This window comes from Tateyamaria omphalii (genome assembly GCF_001969365.1).
GTDB lineage: Bacteria > Pseudomonadota > Alphaproteobacteria > Rhodobacterales > Rhodobacteraceae > Tateyamaria > Tateyamaria omphalii_A.
The window spans coordinates 2,327,607-2,349,447 of the sequence record NZ_CP019312.1 but is presented as its reverse complement, the minus strand read 5'-3'; the positions used below and the strand labels follow the sequence as shown (position 1 = coordinate 2,349,447).

The following is a 21,841-nucleotide window of genomic DNA, read 5'->3' as shown; positions in this document are numbered from 1 at the left end:
AAAATACGATGCCTAGGTGTTACAACTCTGTGACATTCAAAAGAACGACCCGATGAAACGACTGCGCAACCACCTGATAGGGATCGACCAAGGCGATACGGTCCTGTTTTCCGACTTCGAAGATGGGGGCGACATGTGGACCGGTCGCGGCCAACGCGAGCGGCGGCGCCGCGTCGCCTTTGCCGAACCTTTCCGGGCGGAGCCGTCTGTTCACGTGTCGATCTCCATGTGGGACGTGGATACGAACATGCCGCTGCGGGCTGACATCAAGGCCGAAACGATCACACTCGATGGGTTCGATCTGGTCTTTCGCACCTGGGGGGACACCCGCGTCGCCCGAATTCGCGTCGCTTGGATGGCCATTGGCGAACTGCGGCAAAGTGACGATTGGGATCTCTACTAATCGCTTTCAATTTGCCTAAATTCTGCCGCTTTCATGGATGACACAGGTCGGGTTCCTTACGCGATTCAGAGCCTGCCCCATGATGACGACCCCATTGATACTCGGCACTTACAAAGATGACCTGCTGCGCGGCAGCCCGGCGTCCGAAATCCTGCACGGTAAGTCAGGGGAGGACACGCTGATTGGTGTTGACGGGCTGGATTCGCTCTTTGGCGGTCATGGCGACGATCTGTTGCGAGGCGGCGCGGGCAATGACTTCCTGATGGCGGACACCGGCGACGATACGCTGCGCGGAGACGAGGGCGATGACATGCTGTTCGCAGGCCACGGGGACGATACGGCCTATGGCGACGATGGCAACGACACGATTGACGGCGGTTTTGGCTCGGATCTCGCCTTTGGCGGCAATGGCAGCGACCTGATCCTGGGCGCGATGGGTAAGGACACGCTCTTTGGTGGTCAGGGCGACGATGTGCTGAACGGCGGCAGCGGCCAGGACGAGCTGTCCGGCGGCGCAGGTGCGGACCGGCTTGAAGGAGAGGCCGGGCGCGACCACCTGAGCGGCGGCAGCGGGAATGACAGCCTGTTGGGCGGGTCGGGGCGCGACACGCTCGACGGTGGCAGCGGCGATGACATGCTGCATGGCGGTTCGGGCCGGGATGTTCTGAACGGTGGTAACGGACGGGACGACATCCGCGGTGGATCCGGTCGCGACACGCTGGACGGTGGCAGCGGCGACGACGCGCTGCGCGGCGGCTCCAGCCGCGACGAGCTGATTGGCGGTAGTGGCCAGGACACCCTGTGGGGTGACACCGGGCGCGACACGCTCGACGGCGGGGCAGGGGCCGACGTACTCTATGGTGGGTCAGATCGTGATGTGCTGCACGGCGGCGGCGGCAACGACAGCCTGTACGGTGGCAACGCGGATGACACCCTGACCGGTGACGGCGGGCAAGACGTGCTGAACGGCAGCAACGGCGATGACAAGCTCTACGGCGGCAGCGGCAACGACAGCCTTTATGGCGGCACCGGGGACGACAGTTTGAACGGGGGAAGCGGACGCGATTCGCTGGCTGGCAGCACCGGCGACGACCGCTTGTATGGCGGCTCGGGCCGCGACACACTTTCCGGCGGCAAGGGCGACGATACACTGAATGGCGACGCCCACCGTGATCTGCTGCTCGGCGGGACCGGCCACGACGATCTGCTTGGCCGGGCGGGCAATGACACCCTCGTGGGCGGTTCGGGCAATGACACGCTCGAAGGCGGGGAAGGCCGTGACCTGCTCAATGGCGGTTCCGGCGCGGATGTGTTTGTCTTTGGTCCGGGATCCGGGCGTGACGTGATCGAATGGTTCGACACCCAGGCCGATGAAATCGACTTGTCCGCCTATGGCTTCAACGATGTGACGGACCTGACCCTGCGTGACACGGCCTCCGGCCTCGTGATTGACATGGGCGCAGACGAAATCCTGCTGAGCGGACGCACTCTGGCCCAGTTCGACCCCGACGCATTTCTGTTCTAACGCAGCACGCTGGCCAGAAAGCGGCGGGTTCGTTCCAGCTGTGGCGCCTCAAACATGGCGTCTGGCACGCCCTCTTCGGCCACCACGCCCTGATCCATGAACACCACCCTGTCCGCCACCTCGCGGGCAAAGGCCATCTCGTGGGTGGCCAGCACCATCGTCATCCCGTCGTCACGCAACTTGCGCAATACGTCCAGCACCTCCCCCACCAATTCCGGGTCGAGGGCCGAGGTGATCTCGTCCAGCAGCATCGTCTGGGGACGCATGGCCAGCGCCCGGATCACAGCGACCCGCTGCTGCTGACCGCCTGACAGCTGATCGGGATACTTGCGCATATGATCCGCCAGACCGAAGCGCGCAAACAGCGCCTCGATCCGGTCCCGCGCGTCCTCCCCCAGCACACGACGGGGGGCGAGGGCCACGTTGTCATAGGCGGTCATGTGGGGAAACAGATTGAAGCTCTGGAATACAATCCCAATGCGCTGGCGTATGGGCGCCAGATTAAATCCCGGCTCCGCAATGTCCACGCCATCCAGCAAAACCTCGCCATCATCGACCGGCTCCAACCCGTTCATGCAGCGCAACAGCGTCGACTTGCCGGACCCCGACGCCCCGATGAGGCACACCATTTCGCCCGGCGCGATGTCCATGTCGATGCCACGCAGCACTTGCACCTCGCCAAAACTCTTCGTCACGCCGCGCAGAGACAGCCTAGGATCGGGCATCGCGGTCCCTGTTCAGCAGGTAATCGGCGTAGCGGGTGGCGGGCACGGTGACGCATAGGAAGATCACGGCGGCGGCGACATAGGGCGTGAAGTTTGCCAGCAGAGATTTGAAGATACCGGCCTGCCGCAAGATCTCGACCGGGCCGATGAAGGACAGCAGCGCAACGTCTTTTTGCAGCGCCACCAGCATGTTCATGTTGGCGGGCACCACGCGGCGGATGGCCTGGGGCAGAATGATATAGCGCATCGTGTCCCGCTCGCTCAGGCCCAGACAGATGGCAGCGTTGCGCTGGCTGGCATGGATGCTCTCGATCCCCGACCGCAGCACCTCGGCCACATAGGCCGAATAGGTCAGGACCAGCGCGACCGTGCCCCAGATATAGGGCGAGTTCCAGGGACGCGGCAGGCCCAGCCCGGGAATGCCGAAGCCGACAAGGTACACCAGCAACACGACTGGAATGCCGCGAAAGAGGTCGACATAGACGGCCCCGAAGATGCGCAGGGGAAACAGGGCGGGGTTGGAGTTGCCACGGGCCAGCGCGATGGCAAGACCGAGGGCAAAGATCATCGGCACCGACCACGCGAAAATGGCCACATCCAGCATGAAGGCGCGCAACAGGTCGGGAAAGACGCGCACGAACACCTCGCCGTTGAAGAACGACGCGCGCACCGCCTCCCACCCCGGCGCGAGCGGGACCAGCAATATGACAAGGGCCAGCACGATCACTGTGCTGACCCCGGCAATCATGTTGGCCCGACGTCTCTGCCGGGCCTCGTAAACGGCGCGTCGTGTCACTGGATCAGCGGAACCCCGGTTGCTTCCTGCAGCCACTGCGCCTCGATCTCCGCCAGCTTGCCGCTCTCGGTCAGCGCCGCCAGCGCGTCATCGACACAGGGTTTCAATTCGGACCCCTCGGGCATCAACGCGCCAAACTGGTCCGGGTTCTCTGCTGCCGATGGATCGAACTGGCCCAGCACGACACCGTTCTCCATCAGCACGGCCGCTGTGAAGAGGGCGGTGGGCAGGTCGAACAGGGCCGCATCAATCTGTCCGGCCGTCATGGCCGCAGTGACGTTTGCGTTGTCGTCATACACCAGTGGCGACTGGTCCGGCGCGATCTGCTCCATCACAACAGGCAGCGCCGTGGTCGAGGCAACAACACCCCATTTCAGACCCTTCAGGCTTTCCAGCGTCGGCGTGGCGCCCCCCTCAACCACAGCCGTCGTGGTCATCACAGCCTGCGGCGCGGTGTAGTAGGGGGCCGAGAAATCCACGACCTTGTCGCGCTCCTCCGTGATCGAATATTGCTGCATGTTCAGATCGAAATTCTTGGCACCGGGTTGGATCGCCTCGTCAAACGAGGTGCGCACCCAGGTCACCTGATCGGCGGCAAACCCCATCTCTTCGGCCAGGGCAAAGGCGACGGCGGCCTCAAACCCCTCTCCCGCCTCGGGCGCGTCGTTCAGAACCCAAGGGTAATAGGCCGGGTTGCCGGTGGCGATGGTCAGCGTGCCTTCGGTCAATGTCTTGCCCGCCGCACAATGGCCCGCGGCAAAGGCGCCGGTGGCCAGAACGGACAGCACGGCGGCGGTGAAAACGGTCTTCATCAGAACTCTCCCCATTGATTTGGCGCAATCTTCGGCCATGGGGGCAGGGCTGTCCAGAGCGTTGCAGCACCGCACGAGCATCCACTTGCAACGACGCCACCACATTGGGCAGACCCACGCGCCTAGCGCCGGGCCAGTCGTGCGGCGGGCATCTGGCCCGAGATTTCCAGGATCAGTTTGCGCCGAATGGCATCCGCCAGATCCTGTTCATTCGCGGCTTCAACGACAAAGGCGCCGACACCGCCGATGATCCGCTCGGCATAGATCTCGGCGAGGTTCGGATAGCGGGCAGGCGTGTCACAAAAGCGGCACAGGATCGGCAGGGCGTTGATGGTGATGCCAGCGGCAACAATGTCTCTGCGGGCGTCCTCGATGGCAGGGCCGGAGAAATTGCTGGGGCTGTCGCCTGAAAAGTCGATGACCTTTCGAAACCCCTCGTGATCATTGGTCTCGATCAATCGCTTGGCATCTAGAAGCGCGCCGCCAATCGCGTTGCGGCCATAGGCCTGGCGCAGCTGGCCGGTCAGGGCGGCGGCAAACGCCGCAGCAGCCTCTGGCCCGTCCACACGCGCCCAATCGACAACGACGGCCGTGTTCGCGGCCCACTCCACATAAGTAACGGCGATGGCGCCATATGCCCCGCCCGCAATAACGTCCAGCACACGGGGGTCGGTCAGCGCATCCGCATAGCCCTGGCGCTGAAAGTCGATCTCGTTGTCGGTGATCGACCCCGACGCGTCTGCCAGCAAGACCAGTTCCAGGTCCACATCTTCCGCCAGCGCAGGGGCGGCGAGCAACGTCAGAAGCAGGGCAAACAAGCGCATGCCCAAAGCGTAACGCGATTCGGTGCCGCAGCGTTACTCCGCCGCGTACATCCCGTCATAAATCGGGCTCAGCGTCTCGGCCTCAAACAGCGACGACACCGACGTGCCGTGCCAGATGTTCAGGATCGCCTGGGCAAAGACCGGCGCGGTCGGCACGATGCGGATGTTGTCGGCGGCCTTTACCGCGTCTGTGGGCTGAATGCTGTCGGTGATCACCAGCGACTTCATCACCGACTTCGTTACACGCTCGACCGCAGGGCCGGATAGCACACCGTGCGTGATGTAGGAATGCACCTCCTTGGCCCCGTTCTCCATCAATACCTCGGCGGCTTTGCACAGCGTTCCGGCGGTGTCGCAAATGTCGTCCACGATGACACAGGTCTTGTCGGTCACATCGCCGATAACGGTCATCTCGGCCACCACGCCCGCCTTCTCGCGGCGCTTGTCGACGATGGACAGGGGTGCATCAATCCGCTTGGCAAGATCCCGCGCGCGGGCCACCCCGCCCACGTCGGGCGACACGATCATCAGATCATCCAGGTGCCCGGCAAACTGCGTCTTGAGGTCCAGCGCAAACACGGGCGAAGCATACAGGTTGTCCACGGGAATATCAAAAAAGCCTTGGATCTGGGCGGCATGGAGGTCCATGGTCAGCACCCGCTCGATGCCCGCGCCGACCAGCATGTTGGCGACCAGCTTGGACGTGATGGGCGTGCGCGCCTTCGATCGACGATCCTGCCGCGCATAGCCGAAATACGGGATCACGGCAGTGATGCGGGCGGCACTCGACCGGCGCAGCGCATCGCACATGATCAACAATTCCATCAGGTTATCGTTGGCCGGGTTCGATGTCGGCTGGATGATGAACATATCCTCGCCGCGCACATTCTCGAACACTTCGACAAAGATTTCGCCGTCGTTGAACCGCTCCACGCGGGCATCGACCAGCCCCACGTTGACGCCGCGATGCAGCGACATGCGCCGCGCTATGGCATTCGCCAATGGCAGATTGGCATTGCCCGAGATCAACTTGGGCTCTTGGATGGTTGGCATGATGTATCCCCGCGCAGCACGAGTGTGACAGATTCGTGATGTTGACTCCGCTTAACACGGGCGTACCGTCCCGCGAAACAGCGGACGCAACGACCGAGGACGAAAATGCCCCACATCGACTATTATTTCGCAACGCTCTCGCCCTATACCTACCTGGCCGGGAAAAGGTTCGAGGCGTTGGCAGGCACCCACGGGGCCACGATCACCTACAAACCGCTGGACGTGATCGCGCTCTTTGGGCGGACGGGGGGTACACCGCCCAAGGACCGGCACATCAACCGCATCGAGTATCGCGCGCAGGAGCTTGTGCGGCAGGCCAAAAAGCACGATCTGCCCTTCAACCTCAAACCCGCGCATTGGCCCACCAACGCCGCACCCTCCTCCTACGCTATCATCGCGGCACAGAATGCGGGCGGCGGTGACCTCGGCACGCTGGTGCACGCCCTGCTCCGCGCGGTCTGGGCCGAAGACAAGGACATCGCGCAGGACGAGGTAATCAAATCCTGCTTGTCCGAGGCCGGGTTCGACTCGTCGCTTGCGGACAGCGGCCTTTTGTCCGGCGCCGAAACCTATGCCGCCAACCTAGAGGAAGCAGTGGACAAGGGCGTCTTCGGCGCCCCCTTCTACATCGTCGACGGCGACCAGCGGTTTTGGGGCCAGGACAAGCTTGACGATCTCGACCTGCACCTCTCCGGCAAACTGTGATCCCCCACATCCACAACCGGACCTTCGGGTCCGGTTCCCGGCCTGCGCTCGCCATCCATTGCTCGCTCGGTCACGCGGGGGCGTGGCGCGGGCTCGCGGACGCGTTGGGCGATCAGATAACTCTGCACGCCTATGACCTGCCCAATCACGGCAAATCCGGGGACTGGGACGGGCAGGGGATCATGCACGACACCGCCACCGCCATGGCGCTTGCGGTCATGGACGACATCGACACGGACCCGATCGACATCATCGGCCACAGCTTCGGGGCCACCGTTGCGCTGCGGCTCGCCATCGAACACCCCGCGCGCGTGCGCAGCGTCGCGATGTTCGAACCGGTCTATTTCGCGCCCCTGATGGCCGACGATCCAACCTTCGGCCCCCGGTACAAACACGACACAGCTGATTTCGATGCCGCGATGGACGCGGGCGACCACACGGCTGCCGCGCGCGCCTTCAACGGAACATGGGGCGACGGCCCGGCCTGGGACGACATCCCCCCACAAACCCGGACCTACATGGCGGACCGGATCATGTTCGTCCGCCACTCCGGGTCCTTTCTGATCGAGGACAGCGCGGGCCTGCTGACGCCGGGGCTGTTCGACCGCGCGGCGATGCCCGCTCTACTGATGGCAGGTGCGCTTTCGCAATGGGCTCTGCCGGTGAACGACGCCATCGCCCGGCGGCTTCCAAACGTCGCGCAGACCACGCTGGACGGCGTCGGCCATATGGGTCCGATCACCCATCCTGGCGCTGTCGCACACGCGTGGTCAAAGCTGTTGAACCTGGCCTAAAGGGCGCGGCACATGGCCCCGACTTGACCGTGTTTTTTGTTTATCAACGGGTTGAGTGAAATTCGCAGTTTCGGTGCAAAACACCGCGCTCCTGCCGCCCAAATCCCCGGTAAAAAACCGCACAATGGTCAGGTCGGCTCATCAATGATGTGGTCTTCCCAATCATCATCCGCAACATCAAACTCGCTCACCGTCCGCCCCCGCATCGACACGCCCGCCGCATGCACGGTGTCGGCCGTGCCCGAGATCAGCGGGTGCCAATCAAACAGGGGTTTTCTTTCATAAACGAGGCGATAGGCGCAGGTTTCCGGGATCCAGTACAGGTGTTCCGCGATGTTAGACGGTTTCAAAACGATGCAATCCGGCACAAATTGATGGCGGATATCATATTGCCCGCACCGGCACGTTTCATCATCCAAAAGCCTGCACGCCACCCGCGTCAGCGCCACCTCGCCAGACTCGTCATCTTCCAGCTTGTTCAAACAGCATTTTCCACACCCGTCACACAGCGCTTCCCACTCCTTTCGGGTGAGTTTCGAGATGGTTTTTTTCTCCCAAAAACGGGGGGTGAGCCCGCTGCGGTCAATCGGATCACTCATAGCGCGGCCAGGATGTCACGGGCCTGCGCACTGTCCCGATCCATCTGCGCAATCAGAGCCTCAAGACTGTCAAACGTTTCCTCGCCCCGCAGATGCGCCACCAGCGCAACCGACACCGGCGCGCCGTATAAATCACCTGAAAAATCAAAGACATAGGTCTCAAGGTTCGGCGTGTTCACCCCAAACATCGGGCGCACGCCCATAGATGCCACGCCATGATACGCCCCGGTGTGCGGTCCCTCCAACACATTGAAAAGCACGGCGTAAACCCCAAAAGCAGGGGGATGCAGCCCGTCAATCGACATGTTTGCGGTGGGGTACCCAAGGGTGCGCCCCCGCTGCTCACCCCCGATCACCGGACCCTCTATCCTGTGCCAGTGCCCCAGCATCTCGGCCGCATCTTGTGGCCGCCCATCGCTCAGTGCCTGCCGAATGGCCGTTGAGGACACTGTGTTTTCCCCATGCGCCAGAAGCGGCGCAATGGTCACGCCAAACCCCATCTCTTGCCCATAGCGCACCATGTCCTGCGCCGTTCCCGCGCGCTTTTTGCCGAAGCAGAAATCGGCCCCCACAACCACATGGCTCAACCCCAACCCGTCGCAGATCACATCCCGCGCAAATTCGTCGGGGCTCAGGCTCGCCAGTCCGGAATGAAATGGCAATTCAAAGAGATAGCGGATCCCCATCTTCTCCAGTCGGCTCGCCCGCGCGGCCTGGCTCATCAGTCGAAAGGGCGGTGCGTCGGGGGCAAAATACTCACGCGGATGCGGCTCGAATGTCAGCACGCCAACGGGTGCAACCGGCGCCGCCGACCCCGCCAGCTCGATCACTGACCGATGCCCCACATGCACGCCATCGAAATTGCCAATCGCCACGGTCGCCCCGCGATCCGCCACATCAACGAACTGATAATCCCGGATAATTTTCATGTCCCCTGCCTAGCCAAGCGGCCAAACAAGGGCAAGCACGCGTTTCTTCTTACCAAAAATACCAAGGGGTGAGGCCGCAGGCCGAGGGGCAGCGCCACTCAAACCTCATTAAAAAACAGTTCTTTAGTCGAATTTCCGCGATGGCGCCAACACGGTGGCCTCGCCCACCAGGACCTTCTTGCCATCGACCGCACAATGACAGTCCAGCCGCACGCGGCGCTTGGAAAAATCAATGTCGATCACCTTCACCTCGGCATAGACCATGTCGCCCGGGCGCACGGGCGCAAGAAATTTAAGCGATTGCCCCATATAGACCGTCCCGTGCCCCGGAAGCTGTTCGCCAATCACGGCAGAGATCAGGCCGGCGGTCAGCATCCCATGGGCGATGCGCCCCTGAAAGATCGTGTCCTGAGCGTAGTCGTCGTCCAAGTGCACCGGGTTCCGGTCGGTGGAGATCTGGGCGAACATCTCGATGTCCTCGTCCGTCACCACTTTGCGCAGGTGACGGGACATGCCCATTTCGATGTCTTCGATGCAGATCGTGCCGCGTGGCAGGTTGTCCAACATGGATCAGCTCCGGTAACTATATGACCGCTTGCCCGGCCCCTGCGCAATGTAATTACTTTGCGCGCGCAGAAAAGCAAGACAAAAGTAGGTCAGCGAAGATGTCCTATGGCGAAAGTTGGCGCAGATTTTTCTGTTTTCAGATAATCACTTAGCGCATCCGCATCGGGCTGGTGCGACGTTTTTGTTTCCGCCGCTGCCAACCCGCCGGAAATGAACAGAGAATCAATGTCCTCCCCCATCGCCCCGGCGATGTCAGTCAGCACCCCATCCCCGATGGCCAGAATGCCACTGTCCGGCACGTCCACGCCCAGCTCAGCCAACCGCCGCCGTGCCAGATCGTAGATCGGCGGATGCGGCTTGCCGAAATACAGGCTCTCGCCGCCCATTTCGGTATAGAGTTTCGCCAACGCTCCCGCACACCACTCGCGCACGTCACCCCGGTCCACGACGATGTCGGGGTTTGCACAAAGCAGCTTCAGCCCCAATTGCTTGGCCATCAAAAATTCGGGCCGCATCACGTCCGGGTCGGCCATCGGATCGCGCGGACCGGTGCAGACGATCCCTTCGGCGTCTTTAAGATCCACCATGTCGATCTGTACCGGGTCCTTGATCACGCCGATGGGTTGAAAGAATTTCTCCTCCCCCGGTTGCCCGATGAAATAGACCTTGTTGCCGACCACACCGCGAAACATGGCCGCACGGGCGCTGTCGCCGGACGTGGCGATCGTGTCCCACGCATCATCCGGCACACCGAAATGCACCAGCTGTTTCTGCACGCCCGCACGCGGACGGGGCGAGTTGGTGACCAGCACCACCTTACCGCCCTTGACGCGATACTCTTGCAGGGCCGCGACCGCCTCTGGCAGCGCCTTGACCCCGTTGTGCACGCACCCCCAAAGGTCCACGAACAGCGCGTCGTAACGGTCAGAAATCTCGGATAGGGAAGTGATGATCTGGGCCATGGTGCCTCCGGCGAAGTTCAGTCAACCGGCATGTGCCACAGCCATCGCAGGGGCGAAAGGGCTAGTCGGCGCGACGATCCGGGTCGTTCAGCGGATGGTCCCGCGTCCAGTCATATAGACCCCTATCGCGTTCTTTCACCGCCTGTTTCCAGCCCACGGTTTCAGAGCGCGCCTTGAAGTTCAAACCCTCCGGCGAATGGCGCGTGATGCCGTCGAACACGGTTGCCAGGCGCTGGGTCTGGGTGATCGTCGCTTCAAGCGTCTGATTGATGACCATCTTGTTCATCGCAAGCTGGTTGATCGGCACGGACGCCATGCGGGCAGCCAGCGCGTTGACCTCTGCGTCCAGTTCATCAGCAGGTACGGCTTTCAGCACCAGCCCCATCTCAGCGGCCTCGGTTCCACTGATCTTGTCGCCTGTCAGCAGCATCCGCTTGGCGCGTTCCGGCCCCAGCCGGTAGACCCACATCGCCGTCGTTGGACACCCCCACACGCGGGCAGGCATGTAGCCGATCTGGGCGGTGTCCTCCATCACCACCATGTCGCAACACAGGGCGATGTCAGACCCGCCAGCCACAGCGAACCCATGCACTTTTGCGATCACCGGCTTCATAGCGCGGAACAGCGACATGAAGCATTGGGTGTTGGCCCACATGAACTGATAGTCCTGCATAGGGTCCCAAGGCATGTCTTGCGTGATCTTGTTCTCGGGGTCCTGGGCGTAATGCGCGAGATCGTAGCCTGCGCAAAAGGCTTTTCCTGCGCCCGACAGGACCATCACATGCACGTCGCGGTCCGTATCGAACGCCTCCACCGCCGCCTGCAATTCGCGGGGCAGATCGTCGTCGATGGCATTCATCACCTCTGGACGGTTCAGGATGATGCGACCGATCCGGCCATCTTTCTCTGTCTTGATGGTGCGCATGATGTCCTCCCTTTGACGGGAGGCTTGCACAAAAAGGTAAGGCGGGCCAGTTGCCCGCCTTCGCATCTTAAATCGTAAGGCGGAGGTGCCCTCCGCCCGGCGCGCTCAGACTTTGAGGTTCGGAATGATCTGTTTCTTGCGGCTCATGACGCCGGGCAAAACGACGGTGTCGCCGGACACGGTGGCGTCAAAGCTTTTCTCTGCCACGCCCTTAACGCGGTCATTTGGGATCAGCATCGTGGCTTCCTCGTTCAGGATATCGACGACAAAGAGCAGAACCTCGTCCGCGCCATCCTCTTTCGCGACATCGACCATGGACGACATCAGGCTGTCTTTGCGGTCCAGCACCAGCTTGGGCGCTGTGGTTTCCAGCACGGAGACCCGGAATTGTGTCCCGTCGACCGCGTATTCCTTGCTGTCCATGCGCAAAAGTTCGGCGTCAGAAAACGCCGACACGTCCGACTTCGCCTCGAACATCTCGGATGCATAGGCCGACATGTCCACGCCCAGGTCCTTGGACAGGTCCCAGGCAATCGCCTTGTCTTCCTGCGTTGTGGTGGGCGAGCGGAATTCCAGCGTGTCGGACAGGATGCAGGACAGCATCGCGCCTTTGACGCCCGTGGGCATCTGCGCCATGTCCTTGCCGATCATTTTCCACATGATCGTGGCGGTGCACGCGACAGGCTCGATGCGGATGTCGATGGGCCCCTTGGTTTCCAGCCCGCCGACCAGCTTGTGGTGGTCGATTATGGCAGTAATGTCAGCATCGTTGATCGCGTCGGGCAACTCGGCCGGGTTGTTGGTATCCACGATGACCACGGGCTGGTCTGCGTCCACGCCGTCGATGATGCGCGGCTTGGGCAGGTCCCACTTGTTAAGAACAAAGGCCGCTTCGGTGTTGGGTTCGCCCAGCAGCACGGGCTCTGCCTCGACCCCTTTGATCTCGTTCAGATACCAGGCCCAGATGATGGGCGATCCGGTGGAATCGGTGTCGGGGGATTTATGGCCAAAAACAAGCGTGCTCATCAGAATGCGTCCTTCGGGGGAGGGGGGATATTTCGGCGCCCTTATAGCAACCTTTCCCATGGTGTCACGGGGGGCGGGTCAGTGTGCAATTGTCGCGCCCGTCTTTCCGGCGTGTGTTTAAGTAAAAGGGTATAGGAGTGCTGCGAAAACGAACCAAGCGGCCGCATAGAAGAACCTTTGCGCACCCGCGGGCGCTAGGGCTTGCCAAAGGGCGCGTGCGCGGGTTTCCTCGCACACGCCAACCCGGAACCCGAAACGTGACGACCCGCGAAACCGACCTTTACCCACCTATCAAGTCCTTTCTCGAAGGGCAGGGATATGTCGTGAAATCAGAGGTCGGCGCGGCCGATGTTGTCGCCGTCCGTGGCGGTGAGGCGCCGGTGATCGTGGAGCTGAAACTCGGCTTCTCGCTGGCACTTGTGCATCAATGCGTGGCGCGCCTGTCGGTCAGCGACGATGTCTACATGGCCGTCGAACGCGGCAAGGGGAAGCGGTTTCTCAAGGCGATCAAGGACATGACGCGCCTGTGTCGGCGTCTCGGGCTTGGGCTGATGACGGTGCGGCTGTCGGATGGGCTGGTGCAGGTGCATTGCGACCCGGGACCGTACGCGCCGCGCAAGAACGCCAAACGGCAGGGGCGGTTGTTGAAAGAGTTCGCGTCCCGGCAGGGCGACCCAAACGATGGCGGCCAGACCCGCGTCGGACTGATCACGGCGTACCGCCAGGACGCGCTGAAACTGGCGATGTTCCTTTACGAAGTGGGGGCGAGCAAGGGCGCCGATGTGGCCCGGGAAACGGGGGTCACGCGCGCCACCCAGATGATGCGCGATGATCACTATGGCTGGTTCGAAAAGGTCGAAACAGGCGTTTATGGCCTGACGCCCAAGGGGGCGGACGCCGTGGCGCAGTCTGGTCAGGTCCTGGGCGCGTAGCGTGTTTTGACGCAAAACACCCCGCACACGTGACTGGAAACTGCGTCAGTTCCGAGCGCTTTAGAACGGCTGCCGTTGCAATGTGAACCCGCGTGTCTCCAACTGCTTCAGCACCCCTGTCTCGCCCCCCAGATGTGCCGCACCCACGGCGATGACGATGCTCCGCTCGTCGCGCGCATCAATCCGGTCCATCCACAGCAGGTTTCGCCGGTCCAGAAGTGTGCCCATCATTTCGTCAAACAAGGCTTCGAATTCTGCGGGCGGAAAATCGATCTGATCGCGGGTGAACACGCGGGAAAAGGCCAGCAGCGCGCCATGCTGCTCCTCAAAATAGGCCGCAATGGTCGTGGCGGTGGCGTCATCGACCGTGCCTTCCATCTGTGCGGCAAGCGGTAGGAACCGTACCTGTTCGTCGACCGGGTCGGCGGCCAGCAGATCAATCATCTCGCGATGGGTTTCCAGCGCCATGATCGGCACATCTGCCTGGCGGGCCTTTGCCATGATCATCTTGTCCAGTCCCACCCTGCCAGCGTGCAAATCGGCCATGGCACAGGGCGCGATGGAAAGCGTCATGGACAGGAACCACGGCTGGTACTTGGCCGCCATGAACGGCGGCACGCCCCGCTTTTGCGCAGCTTCGGCCAGCACGGCCCATATTTTGGGCGACACGCGGTCGATCAGGCTGGGTCCGTCGGTGATAAAGGCGATGGTCGGATCGGTCGAGACAGCGTTGAGCAGCGCGGCTTCTTCTTCGGCTGTGATTTCAACCAGCAAAAGGTCGGTGGACGCCAGCGTCGGGGCCAGTCGATCCACGATGTCATTCATGCGCGGATCATGCAGGTGCATCGTACCGATCACGGTAATGGTCTGGTCCCCGCGGGTTGCGCGCCAGTGGTTGCCTTCGGGAAAGGGCAGGGCGGCGGTGCGCTCGGCAATCTCTGCGCGTGCCTCGGTGCTCAGCTGCGGGCGCAGATCGGCTCCGGAACAGGCGGCATGCAGCGCCACAGGCGCCATCATCGCCATGGCGCAAAGCGCGTATTTGAATAGGGTCCGCATCGCATCCTCACCGCTTGTCTTGGGCAGGCTAGGCAATGATGCACCGGGTTCCAAGTCAACCTTGGGCGGACATTGCAAAATTTACAGGACCGCGTGGTTGACTCACTCGGGGCGCTTGCTTACCTACGCCACGTTATCACTCGCATGTGATGAGTGCTAACGGCCTCGGATACGGGGTCCAAGGGAGAAAACTTTGAGCCTCAAGGAGCTGCAAAGATGGCATTGAAACCGCTTCATGACCGCGTGCTGGTACGCCGCACAGAAAGCGAAGAGAAAACCGCTGGCGGGCTGATCATTCCCGATAGCGCCAAGGAAAAGCCAAGCGAAGGCGAGATTGTCTCCGCAGGCCCCGGCGCCCGGAAAGACAGCGGCGAGCTGATCGAAATGGCTGTGAAAGGCGGCGACAAGGTGCTGTTTGGCAAATGGTCCGGCACCGAGGTCACCATCGACGGCGAAGAGCTGCTGATGATGAAAGAAAGCGACATCATGGGGATCATCGAGTAAGCGACCCCGCTTCTCTGACCTCTGAACGGAACTCTCACAGGAGAATTGAATATGGCTAAGGACGTCAAATTCGACACAGATGCCCGCGGGCGCATGCTGAAAGGCGTGAACATTCTGGCTGACGCCGTCAAAGTGACACTGGGCCCCAAAGGCCGCAACGTGGTGCTGGACAAATCCTTTGGCGCACCGCGCATCACCAAGGACGGTGTGTCGGTTGCCAAGGAAATCGAACTGGAAGACAAGTTCGAAAACATGGGCGCGCAAATGGTCAAAGAAGTGGCCCAGCGTACCAACGACGAAGCGGGTGACGGCACAACGACCGCAACCGTACTGGCCCAGGCCATCGTCAAGGAAGGCATGAAATCGGTTGCCGCCGGCATGAACCCGATGGACCTCAAGCGCGGCATCGACATGGCGACAGCCAAAGTCGTTGAAGCCATCAAATCCGCCTCGCGCGAAGTGAACGACAGCGCCGAAGTGGCACAGGTCGGCACCATCTCCGCCAACGGCGAAGCCGAGATCGGCCAGCAGATCGCAGACGCGATGCAGAAGGTCGGCAACGAAGGTGTCATCACCGTCGAGGAAAACAAGGGTCTGGAAACAGAAACCGACGTCGTCGAAGGTATGCAATTCGACCGCGGCTACCTGTCGCCGTACTTCGTGACCAATGCGGACAAGATGACCGCCGAGCTTGAAGACTGCATGATCCTCCTGCACGAGAAGAAACTGTCGTCGCTGCAGCCGATGGTTCCGCTGCTCGAGTCGGTGATCCAGTCGCAGAAACCGCTGCTGATCATCGCGGAAGACGTCGAAGGCGAAGCGCTGGCAACTTTGGTTGTGAACAAACTGCGCGGCGGCCTGAAGATCGCAGCCGTCAAAGCGCCCGGCTTCGGCGACCGCCGCAAGGCCATGTTGCAGGACATCGCGATCCTGACCGGTGGCCAGGTGATCTCCGAAGATCTGGGCATGAAGCTCGAGAACGTGACCATGGACATGCTGGGCACTGCCAAGCGTCTTCAGATCACCAAAGACGAGACCACTGTCATCGACGGCAATGGCGAGAAAGCCGAGATCGAGGCACGCGTTGCCCAGATCCGCGGCCAGATCGAAGAAACCACGTCCGACTACGACCGTGAGAAGCTGCAAGAGCGCGTTGCCAAACTGGCAGGCGGTGTTGCCGTGATCCGCGTCGGCGGCATGACCGAAGTGGAAGTGAAAGAGCGTAAGGACCGCGTCGATGACGCCCTGAACGCAACCCGCGCTGCTGTGCAGGAAGGTGTTGTCGTCGGTGGTGGTGTTGCTCTGGTCCAGGCGGCCAAGTCGCTCGACGGCCTGACCGGTGAAAACAACGACCAGAACGTCGGCATCTCGATCGTGCGCAAGGCGATTGAATCGCCGCTGCGCCAGATCGCCGAAAACGCCGGTGTCGATGGTGCCGTGGTTGCTGGCAAGATCCGCGAAAGCGATGACCTGTCCTTTGGCTTCAACGCCCAGACCGAAGAATATGGCGATATGTTCGCTTTCGGTGTGATCGACCCTGCCAAAGTGGTCCGCACGGCTCTGCAAGACGCAGCCTCGGTCGCGTCGCTGCTGATCACGACCGAAGCCATGGTGGCCGACAAGCCCGCCAAAGAAGGCGCGGGCGGTGCACCCGGCGGCATGCCCGACATGGGCGGCATGGGCGGCATGATGTAAGCGGCTTGGGTCGGCGTCTCACCGACCTGATCAAGACAACGAAGGGTCGCCCATGGGGCGGCCCTTTTTCGTTTCACGGGATGTCAGGACAGTGTTTTTTCCCGTTAAGGTCGAGCAAAAATCCGCCAATGAAAAATCGACCCCTTCGACATCGCTTGACTTGGCCGTGATCGCCGCCGTACCAAGCGCATAGCGATGCCAACAAACAAGGAGGGCGACCATGATTATCGATATGCGCACCTTCTTGCAGGGCACTCACCTACGAGTACCATCCTGACCAACTAGGGCCGGTTGCCCCTTTTTCGTCACTCGCTGCGTCCAACATCAGGACACTCCACTTCATTTACATCCGAGGCACGGGCTTGCCCCGTGGTCATTTCATGTCTCTGTTGTCCTCCAATGGCGCCATTGCGCGCGTTCTGTCCTTCGCCATACGCCTCTGGGCCCGCCGTCCCGGCCTTGTTGCCGCCATCCTGTCGCTCGTGCTGATCTCTACGGCGGCGGACGTCACGATCCCCGTGATCACGGGACGCCTTGTCGCGGCCGTGTCCGAAGGCGCATCGCCATGGCTGTCCTTTGCCACTCTGCTCGGCCTCGGCGTCGTCTCGATCGGGGGCAAGATCCTGAGCTACTTCGCAATCATCGCTCTGACCGTGCCAACCATGCGCACGGCGGAACAAGAGGCGTTTGCACGCGTGCAACGCTTGCCCGCAGACTGGCACGCCAATGCGTTCGCCGGTTCAACGGTGCGGCAGATCACGCGCGGCGCCTGGGCGCTTGACGACATGGCCGACGTGCTGCTGTTGGCACTTTTGCCGTCTGCGCTCGTGCTGTTGGGCACCATTGGCACGCTTGCCTCCTTCCGCTGGGACATTGGTCTGATTGCAGCCGCCGGGGCGCTGCTGTTCCTTGGCCTGTCATTGACGCTGACCCTGACTTGGGTGGCACCCGCGGCGCGGCTGTCGAACGCACAGGACAGCCGTGTGTCGGGCGCGCTCGCCGACGCCATCACCTCGAACCCCGTCGTGCGGGCGCACGCTGGCGAAGCGCGCGAGGACTCGCGGCTGGGCCGGGTCCTGTCGAAATGGGCGCACCGCACGCGGCGCACCTGGCGGCGCGGCACGTGGTCCGGTCTGGTGCAGGACAGCTCCCTCTGGATGCTGCGGGGGGCCGTGTTGGGCGGCGCGCTTCTGGCCTTCGTGCAGGGGGCGGCGGGCGCGGGTGAGATCGCCTTCGTCGTGTCGGCCCTGGGCATGATGGACGGCTATCTGCGCCAGATGGGCAACCATGTCCGCATGTTGCAAAAGTCGATCAACGACGCCGAAGAGCTGGTGGAGCTGATGGCTACAAAGCCGGAACAGGAGGTCGTGCATCAACCGGCAAAAGCGTTGCCTGCGCGCGCGGCTGGGCTCGCCTTTGACAACGTCACTTACGGCTACGCAGGCGCTGCCACGCCGCTCTTCGTCGACCTGAACCTCTCGATCCCCGCGGGGCAAAAGGTGGGTCTCGTGGGTCGGTCTGGCTCGGGCAAGACGACGTTTGTCAAGCTGATCCAGCGGATCCATGAGGTGACGGAGGGTGCCATCATGCTGGGCGGTGTGGACATTGCCCAGGTCCCGCTTCACGCACTGCGCCGCCATATCGCATTGGTGCCGCAAGAGCCGGTGCTGTTTCACCGCTCGCTTGCGGAAAACATCGCCTATGCGCGGCCGGGTGCGACCCCGTCCGAAGTGCGCGAAGCGGCAGAACGGGCCGGGGCCGCAAGCTTTATCCAGAAGCTGCCCAAGGGCTACGGCACGGCGGTGGGCGAGCGCGGCGTGAAACTCTCGGGAGGCGAGCGCCAGCGCGTCGCCATCGCGCGGGCCTTTCTGTCTGACGCCCCGGTGCTGGTGATGGACGAGGCGACCTCGTCACTCGATTCCGAGGCTGAGGCGCGCGTGGCCGAAGCCGCCGAACGGCTGATGGAGGGGCGCACGACGCTCGTCATTGCCCACCGGCTGGCCACCGTCGAACGGATGGACCGGATCCTGGTCTTCGATCAGGGCCGCATCGTCGAGGATGGGACGCCCGCCGAGCTTATGGCGCGCAAAGACGGCCTTTACCGCGCCTTGCGGGCCCGTCAGACGCTGGCGGCTTGATGGCAAGAAAAGGGGCGCGCCGGGACATCTTCCGGCGCGCCCCAGTTCCTTTCAGACGGGCATCCTCGCATGACCTACCGCGCAGAAAACCTTTCCCGCATGTCCAAACAGCTCCTTGATAGGTCTGAGACAGCGCGGCCTTTCGGCCAACATTCCCCGTACGTCTTGCCACCGCCCCACCCGTGCGCCACGCTCCAACCATGCAGCGCGTGATGATCATCGGACAGCCCGGATCGGGCAAGTCGACCCTTGCCGGGCAGTTGGGTGACAAGACGTTCCTGCACGTCATTCATATTGACCTCATCCACTGGACATCCGGCTGGGTCGAGCGTGCGGCGCAAGAGAAATCGGCAATGACCCTCGACGTGATTGCCAAGCCCACATGGATTTTCGAAGGCGGACACAGCAGGACATGGCCTCAACGGCTCGACCGTGCCGATACGTTGATCTGGCTCGACCTGCCCCTTGGCCTGCGGTTGCGCCGTGTTCTTTGGCGGACGATCAAACATTATGGGCGGTCGCGACCTGACCTGCCCGAAGGCTGCCCCGAACAGTTCAGCGCCGAATTCCTATCCTATATCTGGCGCACACGGCACACGAGCCGGGCCAACATGCGCGCGCTTTATGACGGCGCGCCCGCGGACAAGACCAAGTACCATCTGACCTCGCCCGCCGCCGTCCGTCGTTTCCTTGATGGTCTGTCGGACGCGGTTGCGATCGGTAATCTGGGCATTCCGCACCGCTAGGGTCTAAAGATCAGCGGCGTGCAGGATGCGGAAGTATCCGGGCAGAATGTCCGCAAATCGGCGCGTGCCTTCGGCGGTCAGGCATAATTGCTTTTGACGCCGGTCCGCCGGTTGCTTCGCCGCAGGTGCGATCAGCCCCTTGTCGATCAGGCTGGCCAGCACCTTGCTCAGCACCGGTTTTGATACATCGAGCCGCGTCGCGATCTCGACGGCCGACAGGCTGGTCCGCTCCGGTTCCCGCATGATCATCATCAGGGCCAGGAACTGTGTCTGCGACAGACCGTGCCCCCGCAGATAAGCCTCCCCATCGCGCATGAGCACGCTTGCGGCCCGCAGCCGCGTCAGCACGGAAAGCACGCGTGGCGGTGACACTTCGGGCACATTTGCCGTGACACCCTCGATCATCTCCGCGCTCGGGAGGTCCTTTAGGAAAAACATCAGCCTTCGCGGCGCATCCGGACGATCTGCACCGGTTCGGTCAGCCAGGTTTCGTAGGCGGCAAAAACCTCACGAATATAGTCCTGTGCATAATGCGTCTCGAGCGCGGCGTCATCCTGCCAGGTCTCCACCAGATACAGCGCATCATCTGCACCCGCATCGACGTTCAACTCAAACCGGCGGCACCCCGGCTCGGCCCGCGTTGCATCAAGGACGCTATGGATGGCCGCCAGTGCGTCGGCGCGGTGTTCTGGTTTGGGGCGAATGGTGGCGAAAATACTCAGTTCGGACATGGTATCCTCCATATGGTTATCATGCTAACTATATTGATTGCAGCGCACGACCTCAACCCCACTTGGCCCTGCGTCGGGGTCGGGGTAAGGGACGCGTATGCGCCTGATCCTTCTGACCTGCCTCACCATGATCGCTTTTGCGGCCAACTCCGTGCTGAACCGTATGGCGGTGGATGGCGGCGGGATCGACCCGTCGAGCTTTGCGATGATCCGGGTGCTGGCTGGCGCCGTGGCGCTCTGCATGATCCTGACGGTGCGCGGCGGCGGGTTGCCGCTTCTGCACCGCGACCGGATGGTTGGGGCGTTCAGCCTCGCCGCCTACATGATCGGGTTCTCGCTGGCCTATGTCACGCTCGACGCAGGGCTTGGTGCGTTGATCCTCTTCGGCACCGTTCAGGTCACCATGTTCGGCTGGTCCGCCCTGCGCGGAGGCCACCCAACGACACGGCAACTGATGGGGGCCAGCATGGCCTTTGGCGGTCTGCTGATCGCTCTCTGGCCCGACGACACCGCGGGCGGAGACATCACGGGTGCGGCGCTCATGGTCGTCGCCGGGCTCGGTTGGGCCGCCTACACGCTGGTGGGCAAACGGGCCACCGACCCGCTGGCGGCCACAGCGGCCAACTTCGTCTGGACGCTACCAATCCTGGCTGTCCTGCTCTTTGGCACCGGCCTCCAAGCCGCGCCGTCGGGCATTGCTCTCGCCATCCTATCGGGCGCCGTCACTTCCGGCCTCGGCTACGCGCTCTGGTACAGCATCCTGCCGCAGCTGGCGGCTCAAACAGCAGCAGTCCTGCAGCTCAGCGTGCCCATCATCGCCATCGCCGGTGGCGCGCTCCTGCTGGGCGAGGCGCTGTCGCTCAGCCTCGCACTGGCAGCCGCCCTCGTCATCGGGGGCATCGCCGTGGCCGTCACCGCATCAACGGCTCAAGCGGGTCATAACTGACACCACCCGCACCAAAGGCCACGGCCCCCAGACTGTCGGGCTTGTGCGGGACGCGCGCCAACTCCTCCGCGGTCAGCCACCGGCGTTCAGTCACTACGGCCTCAGCGTCATGCCACACCTCAGGGCGCAGAGTGCCCGGCACGATCACGCAGCGAAAGAACACCTCGACCTGGTGAAACTGGCTGGGCGCGTCATGGTACTCGTTGACCAGACAGGGCGGTCCCACTTCGATGGTCAGTCCGGTCTCCTCATGCACCTCACGGGCCAGGTTGGCAGGCAGGCTGCTGCCCACCTCGACCCCGCCGCCGGGCGCACACATCAAGTCGCTCTTGGCCGTGTGCCAGGCGTTGACCATCAACAGGCGCCCGTCCTCGACGATGACAGCCCGGACAGCAATGCGGGGGGATTTCGGGCGCATGATCACACCTTTGAGTGAAAGACGACGCGT

General features: G+C 62.3%; 26 protein-coding genes. 10 read left to right on the top strand and 16 right to left on the bottom strand.

Annotated features, from left to right (window positions below; translation table 11 throughout):
- Window positions 1-52: 52 nt before the first annotated feature.
- Both BWR18_RS11640 and BWR18_RS11635 read left to right on the top strand, forming a co-directional pair.
- Window positions 53-403, top strand: a complete 351-nt coding sequence (locus BWR18_RS11640; protein ID WP_076628413.1) for an H-type lectin domain-containing protein — start codon at window positions 53-55, stop codon at window positions 401-403.
- A gap of 79 nt (window positions 404-482) precedes the next feature.
- Window positions 483-1,928 carry a calcium-binding protein gene (locus BWR18_RS11635; protein ID WP_076628411.1) on the top strand — a complete coding sequence of 482 codons (1,446 nt, stop codon included), beginning with the start codon at window positions 483-485 and terminating at the stop codon, window positions 1,926-1,928.
- On the opposite strand, the gene BWR18_RS11630 is transcribed toward BWR18_RS11635, so the two are convergent.
- The 5 genes from BWR18_RS11630 to BWR18_RS11610 form a co-directional block, all read right to left on the bottom strand.
- Complete coding sequence (locus tag BWR18_RS11630) at window positions 1,925-2,653, bottom strand: amino acid ABC transporter ATP-binding protein (protein WP_076628409.1); 729 nt, start codon at window positions 2,651-2,653, stop codon at window positions 1,925-1,927. The genes BWR18_RS11635 and BWR18_RS11630 overlap by 4 nt on opposite strands.
- On the bottom strand, window positions 2,640-3,449 hold the full coding sequence (locus tag BWR18_RS11625) for an amino acid ABC transporter permease (protein WP_076628408.1): 810 nt from the start codon (window positions 3,447-3,449) through the stop codon (window positions 2,640-2,642). The genes BWR18_RS11630 and BWR18_RS11625 overlap by 14 nt, the downstream gene beginning before the upstream one ends.
- The gene (locus BWR18_RS11620) at window positions 3,446-4,261 is read right to left on the bottom strand and encodes an ABC transporter substrate-binding protein (protein ID WP_157598727.1); all 816 of its coding nucleotides are present in this window, start codon (window positions 4,259-4,261) and stop codon (window positions 3,446-3,448) included. The genes BWR18_RS11625 and BWR18_RS11620 overlap by 4 nt, the downstream gene beginning before the upstream one ends.
- 122 nt (window positions 4,262-4,383) lie before the next feature.
- The gene (locus BWR18_RS11615; RefSeq protein ID WP_076628406.1) at window positions 4,384-5,085 is read right to left on the bottom strand and encodes a DUF1194 domain-containing protein; all 702 of its coding nucleotides are present in this window, start codon (window positions 5,083-5,085) and stop codon (window positions 4,384-4,386) included.
- 33 nt (window positions 5,086-5,118) lie between these two features.
- The gene (locus BWR18_RS11610) at window positions 5,119-6,138 is read right to left on the bottom strand and encodes a ribose-phosphate pyrophosphokinase (RefSeq protein ID WP_076628404.1); all 1,020 of its coding nucleotides are present in this window, start codon (window positions 6,136-6,138) and stop codon (window positions 5,119-5,121) included.
- A 105-nt stretch (window positions 6,139-6,243) separates the two neighbouring features.
- Between BWR18_RS11610 and BWR18_RS11605 the strand changes: the two genes are divergently transcribed.
- Together BWR18_RS11605 and BWR18_RS11600 are read left to right on the top strand one after the other, a co-directional pair.
- Window positions 6,244-6,843: a 2-hydroxychromene-2-carboxylate isomerase gene (locus BWR18_RS11605; protein ID WP_076628403.1), complete on the top strand. Its 600-nt coding sequence runs from the start codon at window positions 6,244-6,246 to the stop codon at window positions 6,841-6,843.
- Entirely contained in the window at window positions 6,840-7,637 is a 798-nt protein-coding gene (locus BWR18_RS11600; RefSeq protein ID WP_083957690.1) for an alpha/beta fold hydrolase, read from the top strand. Before BWR18_RS11605 ends, BWR18_RS11600 begins: the two co-directional genes overlap by 4 nt.
- A 128-nt stretch (window positions 7,638-7,765) precedes the next feature.
- On the opposite strand, the gene BWR18_RS11595 is transcribed toward BWR18_RS11600, so the two are convergent.
- From BWR18_RS11595 to BWR18_RS11570, 6 genes are all read right to left on the bottom strand, one after another.
- Window positions 7,766-8,236, bottom strand: coding sequence for a YcgN family cysteine cluster protein (locus BWR18_RS11595; protein ID WP_076628401.1), 471 nt, complete (start codon window positions 8,234-8,236; stop codon window positions 7,766-7,768).
- Window positions 8,233-9,165: a bifunctional riboflavin kinase/FAD synthetase gene (locus tag BWR18_RS11590; RefSeq protein ID WP_076628399.1), complete on the bottom strand. Its 933-nt coding sequence runs from the start codon at window positions 9,163-9,165 to the stop codon at window positions 8,233-8,235. The genes BWR18_RS11595 and BWR18_RS11590 overlap by 4 nt, the downstream gene beginning before the upstream one ends.
- 123 nt (window positions 9,166-9,288) lie before the next feature.
- Window positions 9,289-9,732 (bottom strand): MaoC family dehydratase, encoded by a 444-nt coding sequence (locus BWR18_RS11585; protein ID WP_076628397.1) that lies wholly within the window; start codon window positions 9,730-9,732, stop codon window positions 9,289-9,291.
- Between the two features lie 89 nt (window positions 9,733-9,821).
- Window positions 9,822-10,694, bottom strand: coding sequence for a TIGR01459 family HAD-type hydrolase (locus BWR18_RS11580; protein WP_076628396.1), 873 nt, complete (start codon window positions 10,692-10,694; stop codon window positions 9,822-9,824).
- Window positions 10,695-10,755: 61 nt separating this feature from the next.
- Window positions 10,756-11,685, bottom strand: coding sequence for a crotonase/enoyl-CoA hydratase family protein (locus BWR18_RS11575; protein WP_076628394.1), 930 nt, complete (start codon window positions 11,683-11,685; stop codon window positions 10,756-10,758).
- A gap of 39 nt (window positions 11,686-11,724) precedes the next feature.
- Window positions 11,725-12,645, bottom strand: coding sequence for a manganese-dependent inorganic pyrophosphatase (locus BWR18_RS11570; RefSeq protein ID WP_076628392.1), 921 nt, complete (start codon window positions 12,643-12,645; stop codon window positions 11,725-11,727).
- Between the two features lie 257 nt (window positions 12,646-12,902).
- On the opposite strand from BWR18_RS11570, the gene BWR18_RS11565 reads away from it, so the two are divergent.
- Window positions 12,903-13,577: a DUF2161 domain-containing phosphodiesterase gene (locus tag BWR18_RS11565; protein ID WP_076628390.1), complete on the top strand. Its 675-nt coding sequence runs from the start codon at window positions 12,903-12,905 to the stop codon at window positions 13,575-13,577.
- A 60-nt stretch (window positions 13,578-13,637) separates the two neighbouring features.
- Here BWR18_RS11565 and BWR18_RS11560 read toward each other — a convergent pair whose 3' ends face one another.
- On the bottom strand, window positions 13,638-14,633 hold the full coding sequence (locus tag BWR18_RS11560) for a TraB/GumN family protein (RefSeq protein WP_083957689.1): 996 nt from the start codon (window positions 14,631-14,633) through the stop codon (window positions 13,638-13,640).
- A 216-nt stretch (window positions 14,634-14,849) separates the two neighbouring features.
- Between BWR18_RS11560 and BWR18_RS11555 the strand changes: the two genes are divergently transcribed.
- Complete coding sequence (locus tag BWR18_RS11555) at window positions 14,850-15,137, top strand: co-chaperone GroES (protein ID WP_076628389.1); 288 nt, start codon at window positions 14,850-14,852, stop codon at window positions 15,135-15,137.
- A 51-nt stretch (window positions 15,138-15,188) separates the two neighbouring features.
- Window positions 15,189-16,832, top strand: coding sequence for a chaperonin GroEL (groL, locus tag BWR18_RS11550; protein ID WP_076628387.1), 1,644 nt, complete (start codon window positions 15,189-15,191; stop codon window positions 16,830-16,832).
- Between the two features lie 30 nt (window positions 16,833-16,862).
- On the opposite strand, the gene BWR18_RS21660 is transcribed toward groL, so the two are convergent.
- Window positions 16,863-17,054, bottom strand: a complete 192-nt coding sequence (locus BWR18_RS21660; RefSeq protein WP_157598726.1) for a hypothetical protein — start codon at window positions 17,052-17,054, stop codon at window positions 16,863-16,865.
- Between the two features lie 158 nt (window positions 17,055-17,212).
- Between BWR18_RS21660 and BWR18_RS11545 the strand changes: the two genes are divergently transcribed.
- On the top strand, window positions 17,213-18,970 hold the full coding sequence (locus BWR18_RS11545; RefSeq protein WP_076628385.1) for an ABC transporter ATP-binding protein: 1,758 nt from the start codon (window positions 17,213-17,215) through the stop codon (window positions 18,968-18,970).
- 200 nt (window positions 18,971-19,170) lie between these two features.
- Window positions 19,171-19,716 carry an AAA family ATPase gene (locus BWR18_RS11540; protein WP_076628383.1) on the top strand — a complete coding sequence of 182 codons (546 nt, stop codon included), beginning with the start codon at window positions 19,171-19,173 and terminating at the stop codon, window positions 19,714-19,716.
- Window positions 19,717-19,719: 3 nt separating this feature from the next.
- On the opposite strand, the gene BWR18_RS11535 is transcribed toward BWR18_RS11540, so the two are convergent.
- Window positions 19,720-20,121 carry a MarR family winged helix-turn-helix transcriptional regulator gene (locus tag BWR18_RS11535; protein ID WP_254684847.1) on the bottom strand — a complete coding sequence of 134 codons (402 nt, stop codon included), beginning with the start codon at window positions 20,119-20,121 and terminating at the stop codon, window positions 19,720-19,722.
- Window positions 20,122-20,153: 32 nt separating this feature from the next.
- Window positions 20,154-20,447 (bottom strand): putative quinol monooxygenase, encoded by a 294-nt coding sequence (locus BWR18_RS11530; protein WP_083957849.1) that lies wholly within the window; start codon window positions 20,445-20,447, stop codon window positions 20,154-20,156.
- Between the two features lie 97 nt (window positions 20,448-20,544).
- Here BWR18_RS11530 and BWR18_RS11525 point away from each other — a divergent pair, with 97 nt between their 5' ends.
- Window positions 20,545-21,393, top strand: coding sequence for a DMT family transporter (locus BWR18_RS11525; RefSeq protein ID WP_076628377.1), 849 nt, complete (start codon window positions 20,545-20,547; stop codon window positions 21,391-21,393).
- Here the strand turns inward: BWR18_RS11525 and BWR18_RS11520 are convergent.
- Window positions 21,359-21,811, bottom strand: coding sequence for an NUDIX domain-containing protein (locus BWR18_RS11520; RefSeq protein WP_157598724.1), 453 nt, complete (start codon window positions 21,809-21,811; stop codon window positions 21,359-21,361). The two genes, BWR18_RS11525 and BWR18_RS11520, sit on opposite strands and share 35 nt — an antisense overlap.
- Window positions 21,812-21,841: the final 30 nt, after the last annotated feature.

Coding starts and splice junctions, on each gene's coding strand:
- BWR18_RS11640 (WP_076628413.1), top strand. CDS start 53: ATGAAACGACTGCGCAACCACCTGATAGGGATCGACCAAGGCGATACG.
- BWR18_RS11635 (WP_076628411.1), top strand. CDS start 483: ATGATGACGACCCCATTGATACTCGGCACTTACAAAGATGACCTGCTG.
- BWR18_RS11630 (WP_076628409.1), bottom strand. CDS start 2,653: ATGCCCGATCCTAGGCTGTCTCTGCGCGGCGTGACGAAGAGTTTTGGC.
- BWR18_RS11620 (WP_157598727.1), bottom strand. CDS start 4,261: ATGAAGACCGTTTTCACCGCCGCCGTGCTGTCCGTTCTGGCCACCGGC.
- BWR18_RS11615 (WP_076628406.1), bottom strand. CDS start 5,085: ATGCGCTTGTTTGCCCTGCTTCTGACGTTGCTCGCCGCCCCTGCGCTG.
- BWR18_RS11610 (WP_076628404.1), bottom strand. CDS start 6,138: ATGCCAACCATCCAAGAGCCCAAGTTGATCTCGGGCAATGCCAATCTG.
- BWR18_RS11605 (WP_076628403.1), top strand. CDS start 6,244: ATGCCCCACATCGACTATTATTTCGCAACGCTCTCGCCCTATACCTAC.
- BWR18_RS11595 (WP_076628401.1), bottom strand. CDS start 8,236: ATGAGTGATCCGATTGACCGCAGCGGGCTCACCCCCCGTTTTTGGGAG.
- BWR18_RS11590 (WP_076628399.1), bottom strand. CDS start 9,165: ATGAAAATTATCCGGGATTATCAGTTCGTTGATGTGGCGGATCGCGGG.
- BWR18_RS11585 (WP_076628397.1), bottom strand. CDS start 9,732: ATGTTGGACAACCTGCCACGCGGCACGATCTGCATCGAAGACATCGAA.
- BWR18_RS11580 (WP_076628396.1), bottom strand. CDS start 10,694: ATGGCCCAGATCATCACTTCCCTATCCGAGATTTCTGACCGTTACGAC.
- BWR18_RS11575 (WP_076628394.1), bottom strand. CDS start 11,685: ATGCGAAGGCGGGCAACTGGCCCGCCTTACCTTTTTGTGCAAGCCTCC.
- BWR18_RS11570 (WP_076628392.1), bottom strand. CDS start 12,645: ATGAGCACGCTTGTTTTTGGCCATAAATCCCCCGACACCGATTCCACC.
- BWR18_RS11560 (WP_083957689.1), bottom strand. CDS start 14,633: ATGCGGACCCTATTCAAATACGCGCTTTGCGCCATGGCGATGATGGCG.
- BWR18_RS11555 (WP_076628389.1), top strand. CDS start 14,850: ATGGCATTGAAACCGCTTCATGACCGCGTGCTGGTACGCCGCACAGAA.
- groL (WP_076628387.1), top strand. CDS start 15,189: ATGGCTAAGGACGTCAAATTCGACACAGATGCCCGCGGGCGCATGCTG.
- BWR18_RS21660 (WP_157598726.1), bottom strand. CDS start 17,054: ATGGTCGCCCTCCTTGTTTGTTGGCATCGCTATGCGCTTGGTACGGCG.
- BWR18_RS11545 (WP_076628385.1), top strand. CDS start 17,213: ATGTCTCTGTTGTCCTCCAATGGCGCCATTGCGCGCGTTCTGTCCTTC.
- BWR18_RS11540 (WP_076628383.1), top strand. CDS start 19,171: ATGCAGCGCGTGATGATCATCGGACAGCCCGGATCGGGCAAGTCGACC.
- BWR18_RS11535 (WP_254684847.1), bottom strand. CDS start 20,121: ATGATCGAGGGTGTCACGGCAAATGTGCCCGAAGTGTCACCGCCACGC.
- BWR18_RS11530 (WP_083957849.1), bottom strand. CDS start 20,447: ATGTCCGAACTGAGTATTTTCGCCACCATTCGCCCCAAACCAGAACAC.
- BWR18_RS11525 (WP_076628377.1), top strand. CDS start 20,545: ATGCGCCTGATCCTTCTGACCTGCCTCACCATGATCGCTTTTGCGGCC.
- BWR18_RS11520 (WP_157598724.1), bottom strand. CDS start 21,811: ATGCGCCCGAAATCCCCCCGCATTGCTGTCCGGGCTGTCATCGTCGAG.